Annotated in this window: 12 protein-coding genes and 1 pseudogene; 5 read left to right on the top strand and 8 right to left on the bottom strand. The window is 72.5% G+C overall.

Translation table 11 applies throughout. The features are described 5' to 3' along the window. Positions 1–24: 24 nt before the first annotated feature. The 4 genes from ACWDVW_RS24355 to ACWDVW_RS24340 all read right to left on the bottom strand — a co-directional run bounded on the left by ACWDVW_RS24355 (position 25) and on the right by ACWDVW_RS24340 (position 7,941). The gene (locus ACWDVW_RS24355) at positions 25–1,164 is read right to left on the bottom strand and encodes a DUF3068 domain-containing protein (protein WP_449952926.1); all 1,140 of its coding nucleotides are present in this window, start codon (positions 1,162–1,164) and stop codon (positions 25–27) included. A 65-nt stretch (positions 1,165–1,229) separates the two neighbouring features. Continuing rightward, positions 1,230–2,051, bottom strand: a complete 822-nt coding sequence (locus tag ACWDVW_RS24350) for a class I SAM-dependent methyltransferase (protein WP_449952923.1) — start codon at positions 2,049–2,051, stop codon at positions 1,230–1,232. Then, positions 2,048–6,268 (bottom strand): alpha-(1->3)-arabinofuranosyltransferase domain-containing protein, encoded by a 4,221-nt coding sequence (locus ACWDVW_RS24345; protein WP_449953055.1) that lies wholly within the window; start codon positions 6,266–6,268, stop codon positions 2,048–2,050. Before ACWDVW_RS24345 ends, ACWDVW_RS24350 begins: the two co-directional genes overlap by 4 nt. 5 nt (positions 6,269–6,273) lie before the next feature. Continuing rightward, a complete protein-coding gene (locus ACWDVW_RS24340) occupies positions 6,274–7,941 on the bottom strand; it encodes a substrate-binding and VWA domain-containing protein (RefSeq protein ID WP_449952920.1) in 1,668 nt (555 codons plus the stop codon). Between the two features lie 246 nt (positions 7,942–8,187). Between ACWDVW_RS24340 and ACWDVW_RS24335 the strand changes: the two genes are divergently transcribed. Continuing rightward, positions 8,188–9,348 carry a glycosyltransferase family 4 protein gene (locus ACWDVW_RS24335; RefSeq protein ID WP_449952917.1) on the top strand — a complete coding sequence of 387 codons (1,161 nt, stop codon included), beginning with the start codon at positions 8,188–8,190 and terminating at the stop codon, positions 9,346–9,348. Between the two features lie 60 nt (positions 9,349–9,408). On the opposite strand, the gene ACWDVW_RS24330 is transcribed toward ACWDVW_RS24335, so the two are convergent. Together ACWDVW_RS24330 and ACWDVW_RS24325 are read right to left on the bottom strand one after the other, a co-directional pair. Then, positions 9,409–9,570 carry a hypothetical protein gene (locus ACWDVW_RS24330; RefSeq protein ID WP_161594961.1) on the bottom strand — a complete coding sequence of 54 codons (162 nt, stop codon included), beginning with the start codon at positions 9,568–9,570 and terminating at the stop codon, positions 9,409–9,411. After that, complete coding sequence (locus ACWDVW_RS24325; protein WP_449952914.1) at positions 9,567–11,285, bottom strand: hypothetical protein; 1,719 nt, start codon at positions 11,283–11,285, stop codon at positions 9,567–9,569. Before ACWDVW_RS24325 ends, ACWDVW_RS24330 begins: the two co-directional genes overlap by 4 nt. Before the next feature lie 138 nt (positions 11,286–11,423). On the opposite strand from ACWDVW_RS24325, the gene ACWDVW_RS24320 reads away from it, so the two are divergent. After that, a complete protein-coding gene (locus ACWDVW_RS24320) occupies positions 11,424–13,340 on the top strand; it encodes a hypothetical protein (RefSeq protein WP_449952911.1) in 1,917 nt (638 codons plus the stop codon). A gap of 27 nt (positions 13,341–13,367) precedes the next feature. On the opposite strand, the gene ACWDVW_RS24315 is transcribed toward ACWDVW_RS24320, so the two are convergent. After that, positions 13,368–14,123: an FkbM family methyltransferase gene (locus tag ACWDVW_RS24315; protein ID WP_449952908.1), complete on the bottom strand. Its 756-nt coding sequence runs from the start codon at positions 14,121–14,123 to the stop codon at positions 13,368–13,370. A 158-nt stretch (positions 14,124–14,281) separates the two neighbouring features. Between ACWDVW_RS24315 and ACWDVW_RS24310 the strand changes: the two genes are divergently transcribed. Next, positions 14,282–15,577 carry a polysaccharide biosynthesis protein gene (locus tag ACWDVW_RS24310; RefSeq protein ID WP_449952905.1) on the top strand — a complete coding sequence of 432 codons (1,296 nt, stop codon included), beginning with the start codon at positions 14,282–14,284 and terminating at the stop codon, positions 15,575–15,577. A gap of 98 nt (positions 15,578–15,675) precedes the next feature. After that, positions 15,676–17,490, top strand: coding sequence for a VanW family protein (locus ACWDVW_RS24305; protein ID WP_449952902.1), 1,815 nt, complete (start codon positions 15,676–15,678; stop codon positions 17,488–17,490). Positions 17,491–18,024: 534 nt separating this feature from the next. Here the strand turns inward: ACWDVW_RS24305 and ACWDVW_RS24300 are convergent. Beyond that, positions 18,025–18,363, bottom strand: a complete 339-nt coding sequence (locus tag ACWDVW_RS24300; RefSeq protein WP_449953053.1) for a CHAT domain-containing protein — start codon at positions 18,361–18,363, stop codon at positions 18,025–18,027. Positions 18,364–18,627: 264 nt separating this feature from the next. On the opposite strand from ACWDVW_RS24300, the pseudogene ACWDVW_RS24295 reads away from it, so the two are divergent. Beyond that, positions 18,628–18,720: pseudogene (locus ACWDVW_RS24295) on the top strand (trehalase-like domain-containing protein); the annotation flags it as partial.

Below are 18,720 nucleotides of genomic sequence, written 5' to 3'. Positions count from 1 at the left end.
CGTGTTCGTTCCGGCCTACCGGGATCAGTTCTTGTCGGATTCGCTGCGCGCGGAGCGCTGCCCCGGCACCGTGGGCTCCTCGGACTTCCAGTTGGTCGACGCCGGTGGGATCTCGTCGGACAACGGGCCGCTCTGCCGCTCGTCGTCGCGGACCGCCGGCTGGTCGACCCGGGTCGGCGCCGAGGTCGCGGCATGCCGACCGGTCGGGCCACTCCGGCCCCGGTCGCGGGAGACCAGGAGTCCGACCAGGATCAACGCCACACCGAGTACGGCGAGCCCGAGGGGCGCGTACACGCCGAGGATGGTGAGCTGGCCCCGGCTCTCCTTGGCCCGCTCCACCGAGGCCGCCACGGTCTCGTCGGTGTAGGCGAAGTCGGCGTCGAGCAGCGTCACCTGGGCGCCGGTGTTCGGCACCAGCACCTTCTTCTGCTGCTCGCGCACCTTGAGGTAGGAGCCGGTCACGGGGTCGACCCAGACCGTACGGATGTTGCTGTAGACGACGTCGCCAGAGGTCGACCCGGGGGCGAGCGCACCGAGCAGCAGGCCGACCCGGTCCGCCGGCAGCGGCAGCTTCTCGTCGGTGATGACCTGCTCGTACCGGTACGCCTCAAGCCCGTCGATGTCCTCGGTGCCCTTGAACTCGGCCACCCGGGTCTGCCGCAGATCCCGGTCGAAGACCTCGTAGTTCGTCTGCGCGGAGTTGAACGGGAACTTGTAGATCTGCCCCGCGTAGGGGACCTTCTCCTGGGTGCCGCTGTCGTCGAGGTAGCCCTCGCTCCACTCGACGGCGGCACCGGAGACCCGGTCCAACGCCAACTCGGCACCGTACGCGCTGACCAGCTCCTTGGTGTCGGTCCGGTCGACGGTCTGGCCGACTCGCCAGACCACCGTGTCACCGGCCAGGTCGCCGCTGAGCGCCGCCGTCTTGTCCCGCTCGGGGGTGACCAGGATGGTCGACTTGAGGTCGGCCTGGTTGATGGCCGCCGCGCCGTTGGTGATCTGCAGGAAGGTGGCGTTCCTGGCCTCGGCGACCGACGTCGAGGAGTCCAGGTCGTAGGGCAGCTTGGTCATCGCGGGCTTGACGACGAACACCAGCCCGGCGGCGAGCGCCAGGAGCAGTACGCCGCCGCCGAACAGCACAGCACCCACGGCGCGGTGCTTCATGTTTCCTCCCCGAGGAGCTAATTTTCGTCGGCATCGATTAGTGTGGCCGCGAGGTTACTACCAAGTCACATAGCAACGCGACCCCCGGTCAGCCCCGATTTCGCCACCTCGTCGGATCGTCTGCCGGCGGACCGTCGCAGGACGAGCACGAAGTTCCACGCCGCCACCTCGCGAAGGCCCGGCACCCGGATCACCCACCGCGCCCACCAGGGGTGGTAGCGGGGCAACGCGTCGACCACGTCGACGTCGCCGTTACCGCGCGCCCATCGCAGCGTGTCCGAGATGGAGACCGGGAAGAGCGTCTCCTGGAAGCGGTTCTTCGGCGGTCGCCCGTGGCGTCGCTCGTAACGGCGACGCGCCCGATGCCCGCCGAGCCAGTGCCACGGCGCGGTCTCGTGCCCGCCCCACGGCGACAGCCAGGGCGTGTACGACACGAAGATCAGCCCGCCCGGTCTGGTCACCCGCACCATCTCGTCGAGCATCGACGGGGGATCGGCGACGTGTTCCACCACGTTGGACGAGAACGTCACGTCCACGCTGCCGGTCCGCACCGGCAGCGCCGTGCCGCTGCCCCGCAGCATCCCCGACACCGTCTCGCCACCGGCCGAGAAGTCACCCACGTCCGGGTCCAACCCGACGTACCACGCCCCGGCGGCACGGAAACCCGTCGCGAAGTACCCCGGTCCGCCTCCCACGTCGAGCACCGTCCGCCCGGCCAACTCGGTGTAGCCGGAGACCTGGCGTACCGAGTCGGCGGCGAGCAGTCCATAGAAGTGGTCGGGATCGGTCTGCTCGACCAGGAAGGCCCGGAACAGGGTCACCGAGCGCCGCAGGGTCGCGAAGCGGCGCATCGCCGCCCGCCGCGTACGGTCGTCCAGCGCAGTCACCGTGTCACCGTCCCGTTCTCGCCCTCGCTGCCGACATCGCTCACGCCGGGCGACACGGTCGCTGTGTCCGGCGTCGCATCATCCGGTACGGGTGGCGCGGCACGCACCCCGGGAACCGGCACCACTGCGGCGACCACCGCGCCGATCGCGACCAGCATCGCCGCCTGCACCCACGTGCCGTAGGCCCAGTCCTGTCCGTGGCCCTGCAACCGGCCGGTCACCGCGACCGCCGTGGCCACGGTCAATCCGCCCAGCACCACCACCGGCAGGGCACGCGGGGCCAGTTGGCGCAGCACCATCGCGGCCAGCACGATGGCCACCGGCAACACCCCGCCCAGGACGACGAGCAGCGCCAGCAGCAGCGCTCCGATCGCCCACGCAGACGTCTCGGCGGGTACGCCGTTCGGCACGTCGGCGTCGGGCACGGGCCGGCGGCGTACCGGCCATCCGGCCAGGACCAGCACCCCGGCCGCCGTCAGCGCGCCCGCGCCCAGACCGGCGCGGTACGGCTGGTCGGGCGCGAAGACGAGGCGGACCTCTCCGCCGGAGCCGGCCGGCAGCACCCACGCCTGCTGCCAGCCGTCGACGCGGGTGGGGGCCAGCCGTTCACCGTCCAGCGTGGCCGTCCAGCCGGGGTTCGCGTTCTCCGGCACCACCAGCAGCGCCTGCTCGCCCGCCGCGACCCGGACCGTGCGGTCGGTCGGCGCCCAGTCGACCACCTCGACCTCGCGGTGCCGTGGCGCGGCGGCCACGTCGCCCTCCGGCCGCAGCGTCGCGTCCTGCACGACGAACCCGGCGGACGGCGAGGTCACCAGCCGGTGGCCGCCTGCGGGCAGGTCCAGCACCGCACCGTCCTCGCCGCAGATCCGCACCGGCACCGGCCGCCCGGCCCGTACGTCGGCCAGGCTGGCGGTCACCGAGGTGCGGTAGCGGAAGCCGTCCATCTCGACGGTCGGACCCTCGCCGCAGCCCTCGACCACCCGGGCGTCGGCGGTGATCGGCGTGAGCAGGTCCGCGAGGGCCGGGATCTCCACCTCGGCGATACCGGCGGTGGCGGGCCAGCCGTTGACGCGCTCGTCCGCGACGCGGTGTTCGGTCTCCAGCACGACGATCTCGATCCGGTCGGTGCGGACCGCCGGGAAGCGGACCACACCGTCCGTGTCGACCGGCACCGTGACCTCGCGCTCCGGGGTGCGGATCTCGACGCGTCGCGGCAGCGAGCCCACCGGCAGGTCGGCGGCGCGCAGCCGCACCTCGTCGATCCGGCGCTGCCCCGCCCAACCCAGCCGCAGGGTGGGGCGCAGGTCGTCGGTGCCGGCGAGCCAGGCCGTGCCCGGGTCACCGTCGACCGCCGCGTACGCCGCCACCGTCGCGTCGCCGCCGAGCTGGGACGAGGAGGTGGCGGTCAGCGCGCTGTCCGGCACCTCGAACTCGCCGCCCGGCCGGGGCACGGCCCGCAACTCGATCCGGTAGGTGCCCGCCGTCGGGTTCCGGAACACCCGGTCCAGGCCGGACGGCTCCTCACCGGCCCTGGCCAGGAACCGGTCGCAGCGGACCACGCGGTCGCCCGCCATCGGATCCGCGCCGTCGGCCGGGCTCGGATGGCACGCGGGCCGATGGGTCGTGCCCCGACTGAACGCCCACCTGACCGGCGCGGACGTCGTGTCCGGCAGGTCGGTCGGCGCACGCAGACCACGTCGCGGCTCGGTGTCCGGAATGGTCATCTCCCGGATGCCCACACCACCGTCGAGCCGACCCTCGGCCACCTGCAACACCGTCACCCGCACCCGACTCGTCGAGCCGGGGAGGGTGTAGTACGAGTGGGCACCGAGGGTCTGGGCCACCTCGTGGTCCACCGAGCCCCGGTCGGTGGTGAGGCGGAACCGGGTCACCGGCCACCCCACCGCGAGGTCGCTGACGAACGCGAGGCGTACGTTGTCCACCGGACGCGGTGTGTCCAGGTCCACCTGGAGCCACTGACCGATCGGGCCGCCCAACGGTGCCGAGTGCCAGGCGGTGCCGGGATCACCGTCCAGGGCGGCGAACGGCAGGCGTGACGGATCGGCCGGGCCGAAGGAGTCCGCGAAACTCACCGCCGAGGAGGCGCTGACCTCACGTACGCCCTGGTAGGTGGCGGTCGTCTGGTGCCGGTCGGCGGCGAAGGGCAGCAGGTCGAGGGCGACCCGACCAAGCCGCCCCTGCTCGTTCGCGGCCAACGTCTGGGAGAGGTTGTCCCGCACCCGGCCGATGTCCCGCTCGCGGCGCCGCAACCCGTCCGTGACGATCCAGGAGTCACCGGTGGCGTCGGGATACTGCTCCCGGTCACCGGCGAGCACCACCGGCCGGTCCCGTTCCACCATCCGCTGCTCCAACAGGGGCAGCAGCGACTCGGGGCCGCCGCTGACCGTGGGCACGTCGGCGGTGAGCACCGCCGAGGCGGCGGAGACCGGCCGCTGCACCTCGTAGACCTCGACCGCCGGCAGGGTGCCGGCCGGATCGTCGACGGGGCTGCTCCAGGTGGGGGCCAGCACGTCGGCGGTGCCGAAGCTCGCCACCCGGACGATGCCCGGCGACTCGGCGAGAGCCCGGCGCAGCACCGCGACCGGTGGCGCGTCGACCTGGGGGCGGTCGATGTCGTTGCGCAGCAACAGGTGCCGGAAACCGGAGCGGGCGAGCAGGTCGGCCAGCCCGGCCGAGCCTCGACCGCTGGCCAGCGCCTCCTCGACGGTGTCCATCATCCGGGTGTTGCCCGCCGAACCGAGCGGGACCTGGTGGCGTACCGCCCACGGCGCCCCGGCCAACGCCTGCAACGGCTCGTCGACCGTACGTCCCCACTGGTACTGCCCGAAGCTGGTGCCCGGCACCACGAGGGTCCGGGCCATCGCGTCGCGGTCGGCGAGCCAGGTCGCCGCCGAACGCCAGTGCGATGGCAGGTCGGACCAGCCGGGACCGGGCCGCAGCAGGCCCAGCCAGGCGGGCGCGGCGGCCCCGAGCACGAGCAGCAGCACCGGGACGAAGACCAGCGGCCGGAGCCGGAGCCCGGGCCGACGCCGGGCCAGCGCGTGGTGCAGTCGGGTGGCCACTGCGGCGACCCCGTGCGCGAAACCGAGCATCAGCGGCAGCCGCAACACCGGGTCGAGTTTGTGGACGTTCCGGAACGGTGCCAGCGGACCGTCCAGCAGGCCGCGCACCTGCTCGGAGATCGGGCTGTCGAGCGCGCCGACGTAGCCGACGGTGAGCAGGGTCAGCCCGGCCAGGAAGCCGGCCACCAGGAACCGTCGCTCGGGCAGCAGGTTTCCGGCCAACCCGGCCAGGCCGATCAGCGCCATCACCGCGGTGAGCGTCATCAGCACGGGATGGTCGATCAGCAACCACCCGGCGGGCCACCAGGGTTCGCCCTGCACGATGTACGCCACCCACTGGTTGGTGCCGCGCACCGCCTGGAACAGCGAGGCGACCGCCGTGGTCGTGGTCGACGACTCGATGTGGTCGAGGAAGGGGAGGCTGTACTGGCCGAGCAGCAGCAGCGGCACGATCCACCACAGGCAGACCCCGAGCACGCAGACGCACCACCAGACGACCAGGCGTCGATGTGCGGCGTCGAAGCGGCGGGTGAGCAGCCACATCCCGGGGAGGAGCAGTGCCAGCAGCACCACGGCCGCGTTGATCCCGCCCATCCCGAGCACCGCCAGCGCGGAGAGGGCGGCGGCCCGCCGTGGCGAGCCGATCCGGCGGACGGTGACCAGCGGCAGCAGCACCCAGGGCAGCATCGAGGCGGCGAGCGTCTCCGAGGAGAGCGCCCCGACCTCGGTCAGGATGCGGGGGGCGAGCGCGTAGCCGAGTGCCGCCGCGTACCGGGTCGGTTCGCTGCCGATCCCCAACGCGCGGGCCAGCCGCAGCAACCCGTAGAACGCGGCGACCAGCAGCAGCGCCGTCCACAGCCGCTGGGTGATCCACGGTGGCACCGACAGCAGTTGCCCGACGGCGAAGAACGGTCCCATCGGGAAGAGGTAGCCGTACGCCTGGTTCTGCAGTTCCCCCGAGGTGGCCTCCGGATTCCACAGGTGCAACGCGCGGGCCATGAAGTGGATCGGGTTGGCGGCGAGGTCGAGCTTGGTGTCGAAGGTGACCTGGCCGGGCCGCTGCACGAAGGCGATCACCGTGAGCAGCAGCATCGACAGCGCGGTGCCGGGTGAGCGGCGCAGCACCGACAGCATCCGGCTCACCTGCGGCACTCCGGGGGCTGGCAGCCCAAGTCGGCCAGGGCCGAGAAGAAGATGCGGCGTATCCCGCCGTGCTGCCTGGTCACGAACACCCGTCCCCCGGTCGCCTCCGCGATCGCCCTCAGCTCCGCGGGATCGACGTCCTCACCGAGTCCGATGAAGATGATCGGCAGCGGTTGGCGCGGCTCCTGCAACCGCCTCAGCTGCGTGAGGAGCTCCGCCCGGCTGATGCTGTCGTCGTCCTCGTTGCGACCGTCGGTCATCACCAGCACCAGGTTGATCCGGCCGGGCGTCCAGTTGCGGCGGGCGTCCCGGTACGCGGCCAGCGTGCTGTCGTACAGTCCGGTCCCGCCCTGTGGCTCGACCCGGACGGCGGCCAACCGTTCGGCGAGCAGTCGCCGCTGCGGACCCAGCGGACCCACCGGCAGGATCTCCCGGTAGTCGCGGTCGCCGTCGAGCTTGGTGGAGAAGGTCCAGATGCCGAGTTCGCTGTTGTCGAGCAGCAGCGCGGCCCCCTCCTCGGCGGCCCGGACGGTCGCCTCCAGCCGGCTGCCCTCACCGGGCACCTGCGCCGCCATCGAGCCGGAGACGTCCAGCAGGGTGAGGATCCGGCCGCTGCGCTGCACGCCGCTCCAGCCGGTCAGCACCTCGGTGACCGTTTCCTCGGCGGGCAGCGGGACCGGCCGCCGCTCCTCCCCCAGCAACCGGCCGTCGTCCGGCACCGCCGGCGGGAAACCCGCTGCGGTGCGGAACCCGTAGCCGGTGAACACCTGCTGTGCCGTCGGGGTGAGCAGACCGGTGAGGAAGCCGGCGGCGGCGTCCCGCGCCCGTCCCTGGGTGGCGGGCAGCACCACGTACGGCAGGTCGAGCCAGGGGACGGCGATCTCCGGGTACGCCGCGACCAGCTTGTCGGTGCCGGCCAACGCGTTGTGCTCGCGGACGGCCCGTTCGCTCGCCACGACGGCGTCGACGCCACCGGGCAGCCGTCGGCCCGGGGTGAGCGAGCCGTCCGACGACTCCGGGCTGAACGTCCGCTTCGCGAGGGCACGCAGGGTGGCCGTCGTGGTCGCGGCCGAGTCCCGGTTCTCGTCGGCCAGCACCCGTACGCCGAGCAGGGCGGCGGACCCGGCCGGGTCGACCGCCGGGTCCGGCACACCCACCTGGACCTCGCGTGCCGTGGACCCGATCAACGCCGCCCAGGTGGGCCGCTCGTCCGGCCAACCCGAGCGGCGGGCGAGCCGATCGTGCACCGCGAGCACAACCGGAGTGCTCGCGATGGAGGTGCCCTGTCCGGCGACCTCGAAGGCACCCGCCGCCCGCGCCCGGCGCAGCCAGAAGGTCGACTCGGGCACCCAGACCTCGGCCACCTCCGCGCCGTCGGCGAGGTCGCGGGCGACGACGGCCGACTCCGAGGTGCGTACCTCGACGGAGACGCACGGCTGGCTGCCGGCCCTCACCCGCGCGACCCGGTCGAGCGCGGGAGCGATCAGCGGAGCGGCCACCACGCGCAGCCGGACCTGGTCGACGCAGGTCGGTGTGCCCCGGTCGGCACGCACGTAGGCCACCGCCGCCCAACCGGTCAGCACCACCGCCAGTGCGGCGCTGAGCAGCACCACCGGCGAGCGGTGGAACGGGGCCCGCGTCGGCGCGGGACGGTCGGCCACCATCGCGGCCTCACCTCCTCGTCAGCCCTGCGCCCACCCTTCGACGCAGGTCACAACGCCACCACGAGCGAAGGACTCGGCGATCGCGGGCGGTTGCGCTGCACACCCTGCCAAGGTTTGCGTCCGTCGGCAAACCCCCGATCGATGGACGGTCATGGGCCGTCACGGCCGGAACTGCCCATTGCGCACTCGGGCCGGGCGGTCCTAGGGTGGCGCGATCGTGCTCAGTTACTCATCAGTAGGAGCAGCGTGGACACCAACGGCACCCCCTCCCGCCACGTCCTGTTCCTCAACTGGCGCGACACCACCAACCCGGAAGGTGGCGGGTCGGAGGTCTACATCGAGCGCATCGCCGCCGAGCTGGTCGCCGTGGGTCACCGGGTGACTCTGTTCTGCGCCGCGCACGGTGCCGCCGCCGCGTCCGGCACCACCGAGTCGGGGGTCCGCGTGCTGCGCCGGGGCACCCGGATGACGGTCTACCTTCGCGCGGCGCTGACCTGCATCGCCGGCCGGTTCGGGCTGGGGCCGCTGAGCCGTCGCCGACTGGGTCGGCCGGACCTCGTCGTCGACGTGTGCAACGGGGTGCCCTTCTTCGCCCCGCTCTACGCCGGACGGCCGGTCGTCGCGCTGGTGCACCACGTGCACCGGGAGCAGTGGCCGGTGGTGTTCGGCCCGTGGATGGCCCGGCTGGGCTGGTGGATCGAGTCCTGGTTGGCGGTGCGGCTCTATCGGGGCTGCCGGTACGTCACCGTCTCCGAGGCCAGCCGGGCCGAGCTGACCACGCTGGGCGTGACCGCGGAGCGGATCGACGTGGTACCCAACGGCACGCCGCCGGTGATCGGCCCGGCGTGGCCGCGTACGCCGCACCCCTCGCTCCTGGTGCTCGGCCGCCTGGTCCCGCACAAGCGGGTGGAGATCGCCCTGCGGACCGTCGCCGAACTCGCCCGGGAGCTGCCCGAACTCGAACTGGTGGTGGCCGGGCAGGGCTGGTGGGAGGAGCCGCTGCGGGAGCTGTGCGCCCTGCTCGGCATCACCGAGCAGGTGCGGTTCGCCGGGTTCGTCAGCGAGGAGGAGAAGCACGCGCTGCTCTGCTCGGCCTGGCTCGCCCTCGCCCCCTCGCTCAAGGAGGGGTGGGGGCTGACCATCGTGGAGGCGGCGGCGCGTGGCACCCCGACGGTGGCGTTCCGCTACGCCGGTGGCGTCGCCGAGGCGATGGTCGACACCCGGACCGGCCTGCTCGTCGACGACGAAGCGGAGTTCGCCGCAGTGGTCCGCGAACTCCTCGGTGACGACGTCCGGCGCAAGGCGATGGGCGAGGCCGCACTGGTGCACGCCGCCCGCTTCACCTGGGCCGCGACCGGGGCGCGGTTCGCGCGGCTGGTGGCGCGGGCGACCGCCGCCACCGGTTGAGAAGCCGGGCACGGTGACGGGGTGTCCGCAGACGCGGACACCCCGGCGTACGTTCTCAGGTCAGCGCGTGCCGTAGAGGGGAGCCTCGGTCTGCTCGCTCACCGTGGAGTTCGCGGCCTCCTTGGCGGACGGACTGAGCACGTTCGTCAGACCGACGCTGCCGAGCATGCCGAGCACGATTCCGAGTACCCCGACGGCGATGAACGCAGGCAGGTTCTTCATCCACCTTCTCCTTCCGCGGGACTCGCGTGCCGGGACGTTACCACGCGGTAGCACCATTGCGCAGTGCCCGAAAGACCGACGGCCAGCAGCGCCGTCGCGGCCAGCAGATGGGCCAGGCCGACCGGCCCTGGCCGGGCCGGTTCGGGCGGGGCAGTCCACATCGGATTCTCATACAGGGTGATCTCGCTCCCGGCGTACCGCTGGCGCAGGCCGTTCAGCGTGACCGGGTCCGGCGGCGGCCCGGCCGCCCGCTGCACCAGCACCCAACGAGGGTTGGTCGACGCCACCGGCTGCCCGGCCGCCAGGACCTCGCGCAGCCGCGCCGCCCGGGAGTCCTCACCGGCGACCGAGGTGGGGCCCACCCGCAGTGTGTCGTCGATCAGCACCGGCACACCGAGATAGCGGGGCGCCGGATCGATCACCACCTGACCGTCGTTCCAGGCATAGATCTGGTACTGCTGGAACGGCAACGAGACGACCTCACCCGGACGCTCGGCGACCAACCGGCTCACCGTCGTCCAGTCGGCCGGCCAACTCACCGGGCGAAGCCGACCGGCAGCACCGAACGCCAGGTCGGGCAGGACCGCCACCGGCAGCAACGCCGCACCGACCAGGAACACCCGTCCGGTGGCAGCATCGAACCGGGCGGTCAGGCGCCCGGCGGCCCGCTCCGCCCCCAACGCCACGGCGAGGGCCAACGCCAGGACGTACGGCACCAGCAGCTTCTGCCCGTCCCGGACCAGACCGGCGCCGGGCACCTCGGCCACCGCCCACCGCAGCAGCGCCGCCCCGCCGGGCAGCACGCCCAGCGCCGCGACCAGCCACGACCCGACGGCCAGCACACCGAGACGCGCGACGATCGGGGTGGCCCACCGACGACGCAGCAGGGGTACGCCGTACCCGGCGACCGCCAGCACCAGCACCGTGGCCAGCGGCACCAGCCAACTCGCCCGGGACGCCGGAGTCGCATCGGCGCTCCAGATACCGCCCGTGCCGGCCAGCGCCGCCCACGGGCCGGCCCAGTTCTCGCCCCGCGCGGCGAAGGCGGCGACCCCGGCCGGATCGGAGCGCGCGTCGCCCGCCCCGGCCACCCCCGCGACCAGCCACGGCGCGTTCAGCAGCACCGCCACACCCAGTCCGGTCGACGCCGCCCGGATCGCCCCCGGATACCGCCCCACCAGCAACACCGCCGACACGACCAGCGCGAGCAGCCCACCGGTCGGCGTGATCGCCGAGGCCGCCACGCACAGCAGCAGGCGATGCAGGGCGTACCGCTCACCCGCCCGCACCCCGATCGCCGCCCGCAACAGCCACGGCAGCACCGCGTACGCGACCAGCAGCCCCCACTGTCCGATCAGCAACCGCTCGGCCAGGAACGGGGTCCAGGCGTACCCGAGTGCGGCCACCGTCCGTACCGCCACCCGCTCGGTCGGGACGAGCCGCGCGGCACCCAGCGCGGCCAGATAGAGGATCGCCACCAGGACCAGCCGTTGCAGCACCCATCCCGGGACCAGCTGACTCGCCAGCGCCACCACCGCGTCCTGCGGGACGGCCCGGGGCAGCGCGGTGGCCGGAGCGATCAGCTCCCAACTCGACGTCTGCCGAGGCACGAACACCATGTCGTACCGCAACACGTAGCCGGGGAGGGCGAGCGGCGCGAGCACCACCGCCACCACGGAGGCCGCCACCGCGTGCGGCACCAGCCGTTCCCGCATCCGTCGACCCCATCACAGCCGGGCGCGGCATCGGCCACGCTGGTGGCGGCCACTGTACGCGGGCCGTTGCGGCTACGGCGCTCGAACCATCCGATGGCCTGATGGGGGCGACGTACCCGGTGTGGCAATCTTCCCGCCATGACATCGACGGGGGCGGACGTGACGGCGGCGCCTGGCCGGACGGCCGGGTGGTGGAACGGCGATCCGATCCGGGCGACCGCGCTGGCCATGATCACGCTCAGCGTGCTCTGGCGAACCCACGTGGCGTTCCGCGGCTTCCTGGCGGCCGACGACTACGTGCTCATCACCCAGGCCGCGGAGTCCGATCTGACCGTCGCGCACCTGCTCGCGCTCTACAACAACCACCTCATGCCCGGCGGGCGACTGATCATCTGGCTGGTCACCGAGTACGTCGGCCTGGACTACTGGCCATACGTGCTGCTCATGGCGCTCGGTCAGGCGATCCTCGGCGTCGTCTTCCTCCAGTTGCTGCGCCGCCTGCTCCAGCCGTCGTGGCTGATCCTCCTCCCGCTCGGCCTGCTGCTGTTCAGCCCGTTGACGTTGGAGGCGACGTCCTGGTGGGCGGTCGGCGTCAACATGCTGCCGATGCAGATCGCCATGGTGCTCGCGATCCGCGCGCAGGTCGACTACGTACGGACCCGACGGCCCCGGCACCTGGTGGCCCTGGCGCTCTCCGTCCTGTTCGGGCTCTTCTTCTTCGAGAAGGCGATCCTGGTCGTGGCGCTGGTCTTCCTGCTGACCGCCGCCCTCTACGCCGACGGTGGCCCGCTGCGCACCGTCTGGACCACGATCCGTCGCTGGTGGCCGTCATGGTTGCTGCTGACGGTGCTCTCGCTCGTCTTCATGGCCGCGTACCTGACCCGGTCGGAGTCCTCCCTGCGCCGGCCGGACTCCCCCGACGAGGTCTTCTCGTTCCTGACCCAGATGCTCAACTCGACCGTGGTGCCGGGCCTGGTGGGCGGGCCGTGGCAGTGGCTCGGTGCCGGCGACGGCGCCCCGGTCACCGCGCCGCCGGAGTTCGGCACCTGGGCGAGCTGGGTGATCGTCGTCGCCCTGGTCGTGGTGACGGTCCGCCGTCGTCCGCGCGCCGGACGGGCCTGGCTGCTGCTCGTCGCGTACCTGATCATGGTGGCCGCGATGCTGGCCGCCACCCGGCTCGGGTCGGCCTTCAGCGGCGTGGCGGGCGGGGTGCCCCGATACGTCAGCGACGTGGTCGTGGTCGCCGCGATCTGCCTCGGAGTCGCCGTGGTCGGGCTGGCCCGGCCGCCGGCCACCGCACCGGCCGCCACCGCACCGCCCGACACTGAACCGGCCACGCCGGACCCGGCGTCGCCCGGATCGCCGCCATCAGGTCTGTCCGGCCCGCTGCCGGAGCGCTACCGGGAGCCGGTGGCCATCACGCTCGCCCTGGTCCTGGTAGCCGTCTGCCTCGGCACCGCCTGGACCACGTCCCGGTACGGCGACGAGTGGGCGGCGAAGTCCGGGCGGTCGTACATCGACACGGTGCGGATCGAGTTGGCCAGTGCACCACCCGACACCGTCTTCTTCGACTCCCCGGTCCCGGACAACGTCGTACCGCGCCTCTCGGAGCCGTACAACCTCCAGTCCCGGTTCTTCCACGCACTCGGCGCCCGTCCCACCTACGTCGACGAGGCCGAGCACCCGTCGGTGCTCGACGGACTGGGCCGGGTCAAGGTGGCCACGGTCGTGGGCAGCACGATCCAGCCCGGCCCCCGGGAGGGCTGCGGTCACCTGGTGGCCGGCGGCGAGACGATCCGGATACCGCTGAACGAGCCGCGCTTCTCCTGGCACTGGGTGGTACGCGTCGGCTACCTCAGCTCGGCCGACGGCACGGCCACGCTGCGACTGGGCAGCGGTGAGGCGGTCTTCCCGATCAGGAAGGGGCTGAACCAGCGCTTCTTCCGGATCGTGGGCGGCGGGGACAGCGTGGAGCTGACCGTGACCGGCACCGACCTGACGCTCTGCACCAACGAGATCGCGATCGGCGATCCGGCCCCCAAGCCGGAGGGGTAGCCCGTCGACTTCTCGTCCGGCGGACCCTCACTCGGGACGGAACAGCACCGAGTTGACGTAGCGCGGGCGCGGCCAGAGCACCCGACGGGCGAAGCTCTGGTCGACCCGCGCGATGGACTCCCGCTGGTGCCCGCCGAGGTCGAAGTCGGCAAGCGGAATCCACTGCCGGTGGGGCAGCACGTAGCCCCGGTACCCCCAGCCGGTCAGCAGGTCCAGCAGCGGCTCGACCGGCTGGATCCGCTCCTCCACCTCGATCAGCAGCACCGGACGGTCACGCCGGACGGTCTCCGCCGCGCCCCGCAGCGCCGGCAGTTCGTGGCCCTCGATGTCGAGCTTGACGAACCGCACGTCGGTGAGGCCGAGCGAGTCGAGCGTGATCCGCCGGACGGACACCGGGTGGCCCTGCGTCTCGTCCTCCAACGACGAGGTGCCGACGATCGCCCCGCCCTCGGGGAGATAGAGCGTCGCGGTGCCCTCGTGATCGGAGACGGCAGCCTCGACCACCTCCACGGTCGGGAACGCCGCCCGGAGCTGACCGGCCAGGGCGACGGTCGGCTCCACCGCGACCACCCGGTCGGCACGCCGTACGAGTCGCGCCGTCCACGGCCCGTACCAGGCGCCCACGTCGACGGCGGTGCCACCGGCCGGCACGAAGTCGGTCAGCCGCGCCAGCTCCGGCTCCACCCGGGGATAGACCCGGCGGATAGCCCCGGCGAGCAACCGCTGCGGGAGGATCGCCGCCACACCGGAGGTCGCTGCCGGTGACCGCTTCGTCGATGCCATGGGGCAGCACACTAGACGCTCACCGACCGTTCAGGCAGGGGCTGTCGGAGACATCTACCGGCCGGTAGGGTCTTGCCGGTCGGGCCATCTCCCGACTCGAATCCGCCCGGGGCCGGACCCGAGCGGGTCCGCCGGCCGCCGGCACGACGCGGAGTGGCATGACACGGACCAGGGGCAAGGACGCCGCGAGGGTACGGTTCGGCGCGGCCGGTGCCGCCGTCACCGTCGCCACCCTGGCGACCAACGCGCTGGCGTACGTCGTACCCGTGCTGGGCGCCCGCCGACTGAGCGCGGCCGACCTGGGCGCACTGGCCACGGTCCTCGCCTTGGCGGCGATCGCCGCGGTCCCCGGCTTCGGTCTGCAGATCGCGGTCGCGGCGCACCGGGCCCGTCGCCAGAGCGGTGGCGAGGCCGGACTGGCTCTGCGCACCGCCGCGTTCACCGCGACGGCCACCCTCGCGGCCACACCCGTGCTCTCCGTGGCCCTGCGGCTGCCGGTGGCCCTGGCACTGCTGCTCGCGGCGACCACGTTCGCCACCGTGCTCAGCGGCCGCTGGCTCGGCGAACTCCAGGGGGACCAGCGGTTCCTGCGGCTCGCCGCCGCGATGACCGTGCTGGCCGCCGGCCGCTACGGCGGACTGGTCGTCGGCCTCCTGACAGGTCGGGGACCGGTGACCTGCCTGCTGCTGGGTACGCTCACCGGCCTGCTCGCCCTCCCGATCCTGGCCCGCCTCGCGGCACCGTCCGTCGGCGTGACGCCCCCGCCGGCTCCCGCAGGCGTCGCCGCGTCCCGGCCACTCGGTGGACGCCAGGTGACGACCGCGTGCGTGGCGACGCTGGCGATGCTCACCATCTCGTACGCCGATCTGCTTCTCGCCCGCCAACTGCTGCCGGCGGCCGACTCCGGCGCGTACGCGGTCGGCGCGGTCCTCACCAAGGGCGCGCTGTGGGCACCTCAGGTGGTCACCCTGCTGGTGCTGCCCCGGCTGGCCCAGGGCGACCGTCGGGCCCGTGTGGTGGCGTTGGGGCTGATCCTGGCCTGCGGCGCGGTCCTGGTCGCGGCGGCCGCCGTCGGCGGGGAAATGGCGTTCCAGCTCGTCGGCGGCACCGACTACCGACATCTCGCCGGGTCCGCGCCGCTGTTCGCCGCCACCGGCGCCCTCTACGCGGTGGTGTTCATGCTCGTCAACGATCGGGTGGCGACCGCCGCCCGGTGGCCGGCCCTACCGCTGTGGGTGGCGTCGGCCGTGCTGGCGGTGGCGGCCACCCTGATCGCGCCGCGCACCGTCACCGGCGTGTTGTCCTGTGCCCTGGCCACCGCTGCCGGCACCGCGCTGGTGATGGGCTGGTTGGTCTTCCGTCGCAGCGCCGCTGACCCGCCGACGAATGAACGGTCACCAGGAGTGACCGTGAGGGCCGTTCCGACCTGCCGGACGGGCTCTCCGGACGACTGACGGGTCACTCGGACTCCCCGCCGGCCGCACCGTTGGTTACCGTAGTTGTCTTCCGGGTGGGTCCCATCCCCCTGCGGTAGTTCCCCGAAGAGGTAGCTGTGACGTTGTACGGCGAGAAGAAACCCCCCGCCGACGATCGGCCCACCGTGGAAGTGACCGCGGTCAACTGGCCGAACGATCGGTCGGAGCCCGAGGCGAGCGCCGCCCCGCCGGGTACACCGGCCCGGCCGCGCCGGTTCCGCCTGCTCCTCGCCTCCGGGGTGGCCACAGCCGTGCTCGCCTCGGTGGGCGCGGTCACCGTCTGGGCGTACGCCGGTGACGTGCCCCGAGGCACCAGCGTGATGGGCACCGAGCTCGGCGGGAGGAGCCGGACCGACGCGGCACGTGAGTTGCGGGCACAGCTCGACCGTCGCGCCGCCGAACTCGCCGCCCCGCTCCAGGTACGCATCGGCGAGCGGACTGCCGAGATCAACCCGGCCGAGGTCGGGCTCACCGTCGACGTGGACGCCACGGTGGCTGCTGCGGCGTCCACCGACGCGCACGCGGTGGACCGGCTGGTCGGCTCGCGGCAGGTCGAACCGGTGGTCTCCGTCGACGTGGCGAAGCTGGAGGCCGAGCTGGAGAAGCTCGTCGGCGACCAGGGCCGCAAGATGACCATGCCGGCGATCACGTTCACCGGCACGAAGCCGAAGGTGCGTCACCCCAAGCCCAGCCTCGCCGTCGACCCGGAGCACTCCGCCGACGTGGTCAAGGCGGGCTGGTTGAGCGGCCAGCCGGTGACGGTGCCGCTGGTGGAGAACCACCCGGCCACCTCCGCCGAGGAGGTGGACCGTCTGGTGCGCGAGCTGGCCGAGCCGGCGGTCGCCGCACCGGTGAAGCTGACCACGGACCGGGGTTCGGTGAACATCCCGGCAGCGGCCATCGCGAAGGGCCTCCGCTTCAAGGCCGACAAGACGGGCAAGCTCACTGCCAGCATCGACATGAAGCGGCTGCGGGACGCCCTGGGGAACCGCCTGAACGAGGTCGAGGTGGCACCCAAGGACGCCACGATGACCATTTCCGGCGGCAAGCCGAAGGTGGTCGAGGGGCGCGCCGGCCAGCAGGTGGACACCGACGGCCTGGGCGACGAGCTGTTGGCCGTGCTGCCCCGCACCGACGACCGTACGATCACCGCGAAGCTGACGGAGAAGAAGCCGAAGCTCACCGCGGAGAAGCTGGGTGGCCTCGGCATCAAGGAGAAGGTCTCCTCCTTCACCACCAACTTCACCGGCGGCCTCTCGTCGGCGCGCAGCCAGAACATCGTGACGATCGCCAAGAAGGTGGACGGCACCGTGGTGCTGCCCGGCGAGACGTTCTCGCTCAACGGGCACACCGGTGAGCGCGGCTACGCCCAGGGCTACCGCGACGCGCCAGTCATCATGGACGGCAAGCTGGTGCCGGGCGTCGGCGGCGGCACCTCGCAGTTCACCACCACGCTGTTCAACGCCACGTACTACGCCGGACTCGAAGACGTCGAGCACAAGCCGCACTCGTACTACTTCAGCCGCTACCCGTCGGTCATCGAGTCGACCATCTTCTGGCCCAACCTCGACTTCAAGTTCCGCAACAACACCGACCACGGCGTCCTGATCGACACCTCGTACACGGGCAGCTCGATCACCGTGTCGATCTGGAGCACGAAGATCTGGGACAGCGTCAAGACCGAGTACAGCCCGCGACGCAACATCACGTCGTCCAAGACGGTCTATCTGGAGCCGGGCCCGACCTGTATCCCCGCCAGCGGCAGCCAGGGCTTCACCCAGGATGCCTTCCGGGTTATCAAGAAGGACGGCAAGGTGGTCAAGCGGGAGAAGTTCACCTGGACGTATAGCGCCGAGCCGCGCTTCATCTGCGCCAAGGAGCCCGGCGCCTGACGTCCGTCCTCCACCAGCTCCAACACGGCCCCGCCGGCCCCACCCCGGCGGGGCCTTCCGTGTAAGGAAGGGTCCCCTGCTAACGCCTCGTGCATAGCAGGGGACCCCTATTAACACCCCGCTCCGTACCGCACCCGGCCGACAGCGGCGCAGGCCGGGGGTGTGGCGGGTCATGCCGATCCCGGGCGCGACATACCGTCGAGTCCCGAGCGGAACCCTTCCGGGCACGACCGTCGTCCAGGGGCCTGGACCAATCTGAGGGCTGTGATGCCGCAGCGCCCCTTGTCGCTCCCATCCAGGCCGGCTGGGGCAGGGGTCGGGCCGCGCAGCGGCTCTCCTTCACCCAGCGAGGGTGAGCCAGCCACTCTCTATCGCCTTGTCTACGGCATTGCCTTGTCTACGGCGGTGTCGCGACTCGCGACGGCCCCGCTGGGCCGCGCTAAAGGAGCCCGAATGCGTTTAGGTACTGGCGCGACGCGTTCCACCGGTCGTGGCCGGTGCTCGCCGCGGGGCTCGGCCTGCCCGAGTAGGCGCTCAGTCCGTCACGGTGGCGAAGGCCGCCCACAGCAGCGGGGCATTCTCGGGGGCCGGGTCGGCGCGCCACGCGGCCAGCTGTGCGCGCTGCCAGGTCAGCAGCGTGGGGATGGGTGTGGACGAATCGTGGGCCGTGTCAACGGCGCAGATGGCGGCCTGTAGAGGATGGCCCGTCGCGCTGGTGAGGGTGTGGAAGGCGTGGTCGGTGGGGAGCGGCCAGCGGGTCGCGGTGACCAGTTCCGCCCCGGCCGACAGCGCGGCGGTGGTGAGCCCGAGCGCCTCGGTGAAGCGCAGGTCACCACCGCTTTCGCAGGCGATGAGGGCGACCCGGCTCGGCATCGGCCACAGTTCGCGGCCGGCCGTCGGCACGGGGTCGATGGTGTGCGTGCCGAGCAGCAGGTCCTTGGCCGACAGCGGACGATGGGTGCGGGTCGGGGTCGCCAGGCCGCGGGCCGCGGCGGTGCAGCTCAGGTGGAGTTCGGCGTGCTCGCTCTCCCCGGATTCCGGCGGCGGCGCGGTGACGTGGCCGACGTAGACGAGTCGGCTCGCGCCCGCCCGCAGCACCGTGGACAGCCATTCGCGGTCGGTGTCGGTGCGGCGGCCAAGCCCGACTCGGCGGCGATCTTCGCCGACCTGGTCGGCGGCAGCCCGGCCGGTCACTTCAGCGTCGCCCCGGAACGCGGCGGCATCCCGCTG

The organism is Micromonospora sp. NPDC003241, assembly GCF_053589795.1.
The sequence above is the reverse complement of the archived record's forward strand: the minus strand, read 5'-3'. Positions and strand labels throughout refer to the sequence as shown.

Coding starts and splice junctions, on each gene's coding strand:
- ACWDVW_RS24340 (WP_449952920.1), bottom strand. CDS start 7,941: ATGGTGGCCGACCGTCCCGCGCCGACGCGGGCCCCGTTCCACCGCTCG.
- ACWDVW_RS24345 (WP_449953055.1), bottom strand. CDS start 6,268: ATGCTGTCGGTGCTGCGCCGCTCACCCGGCACCGCGCTGTCGATGCTG.
- ACWDVW_RS24315 (WP_449952908.1), bottom strand. CDS start 14,123: ATGGCATCGACGAAGCGGTCACCGGCAGCGACCTCCGGTGTGGCGGCG.
- ACWDVW_RS24310 (WP_449952905.1), top strand. CDS start 14,282: ATGACACGGACCAGGGGCAAGGACGCCGCGAGGGTACGGTTCGGCGCG.
- ACWDVW_RS24325 (WP_449952914.1), bottom strand. CDS start 11,285: ATGCGGGAACGGCTGGTGCCGCACGCGGTGGCGGCCTCCGTGGTGGCG.
- ACWDVW_RS24355 (WP_449952926.1), bottom strand. CDS start 1,164: ATGAAGCACCGCGCCGTGGGTGCTGTGCTGTTCGGCGGCGGCGTACTG.
- ACWDVW_RS24300 (WP_449953053.1), bottom strand. CDS start 18,363: ATGCCGAGCCGGGTCGCCCTCATCGCCTGCGAAAGCGGTGGTGACCTG.
- ACWDVW_RS24320 (WP_449952911.1), top strand. CDS start 11,424: ATGACATCGACGGGGGCGGACGTGACGGCGGCGCCTGGCCGGACGGCC.
- ACWDVW_RS24330 (WP_161594961.1), bottom strand. CDS start 9,570: ATGAAGAACCTGCCTGCGTTCATCGCCGTCGGGGTACTCGGAATCGTG.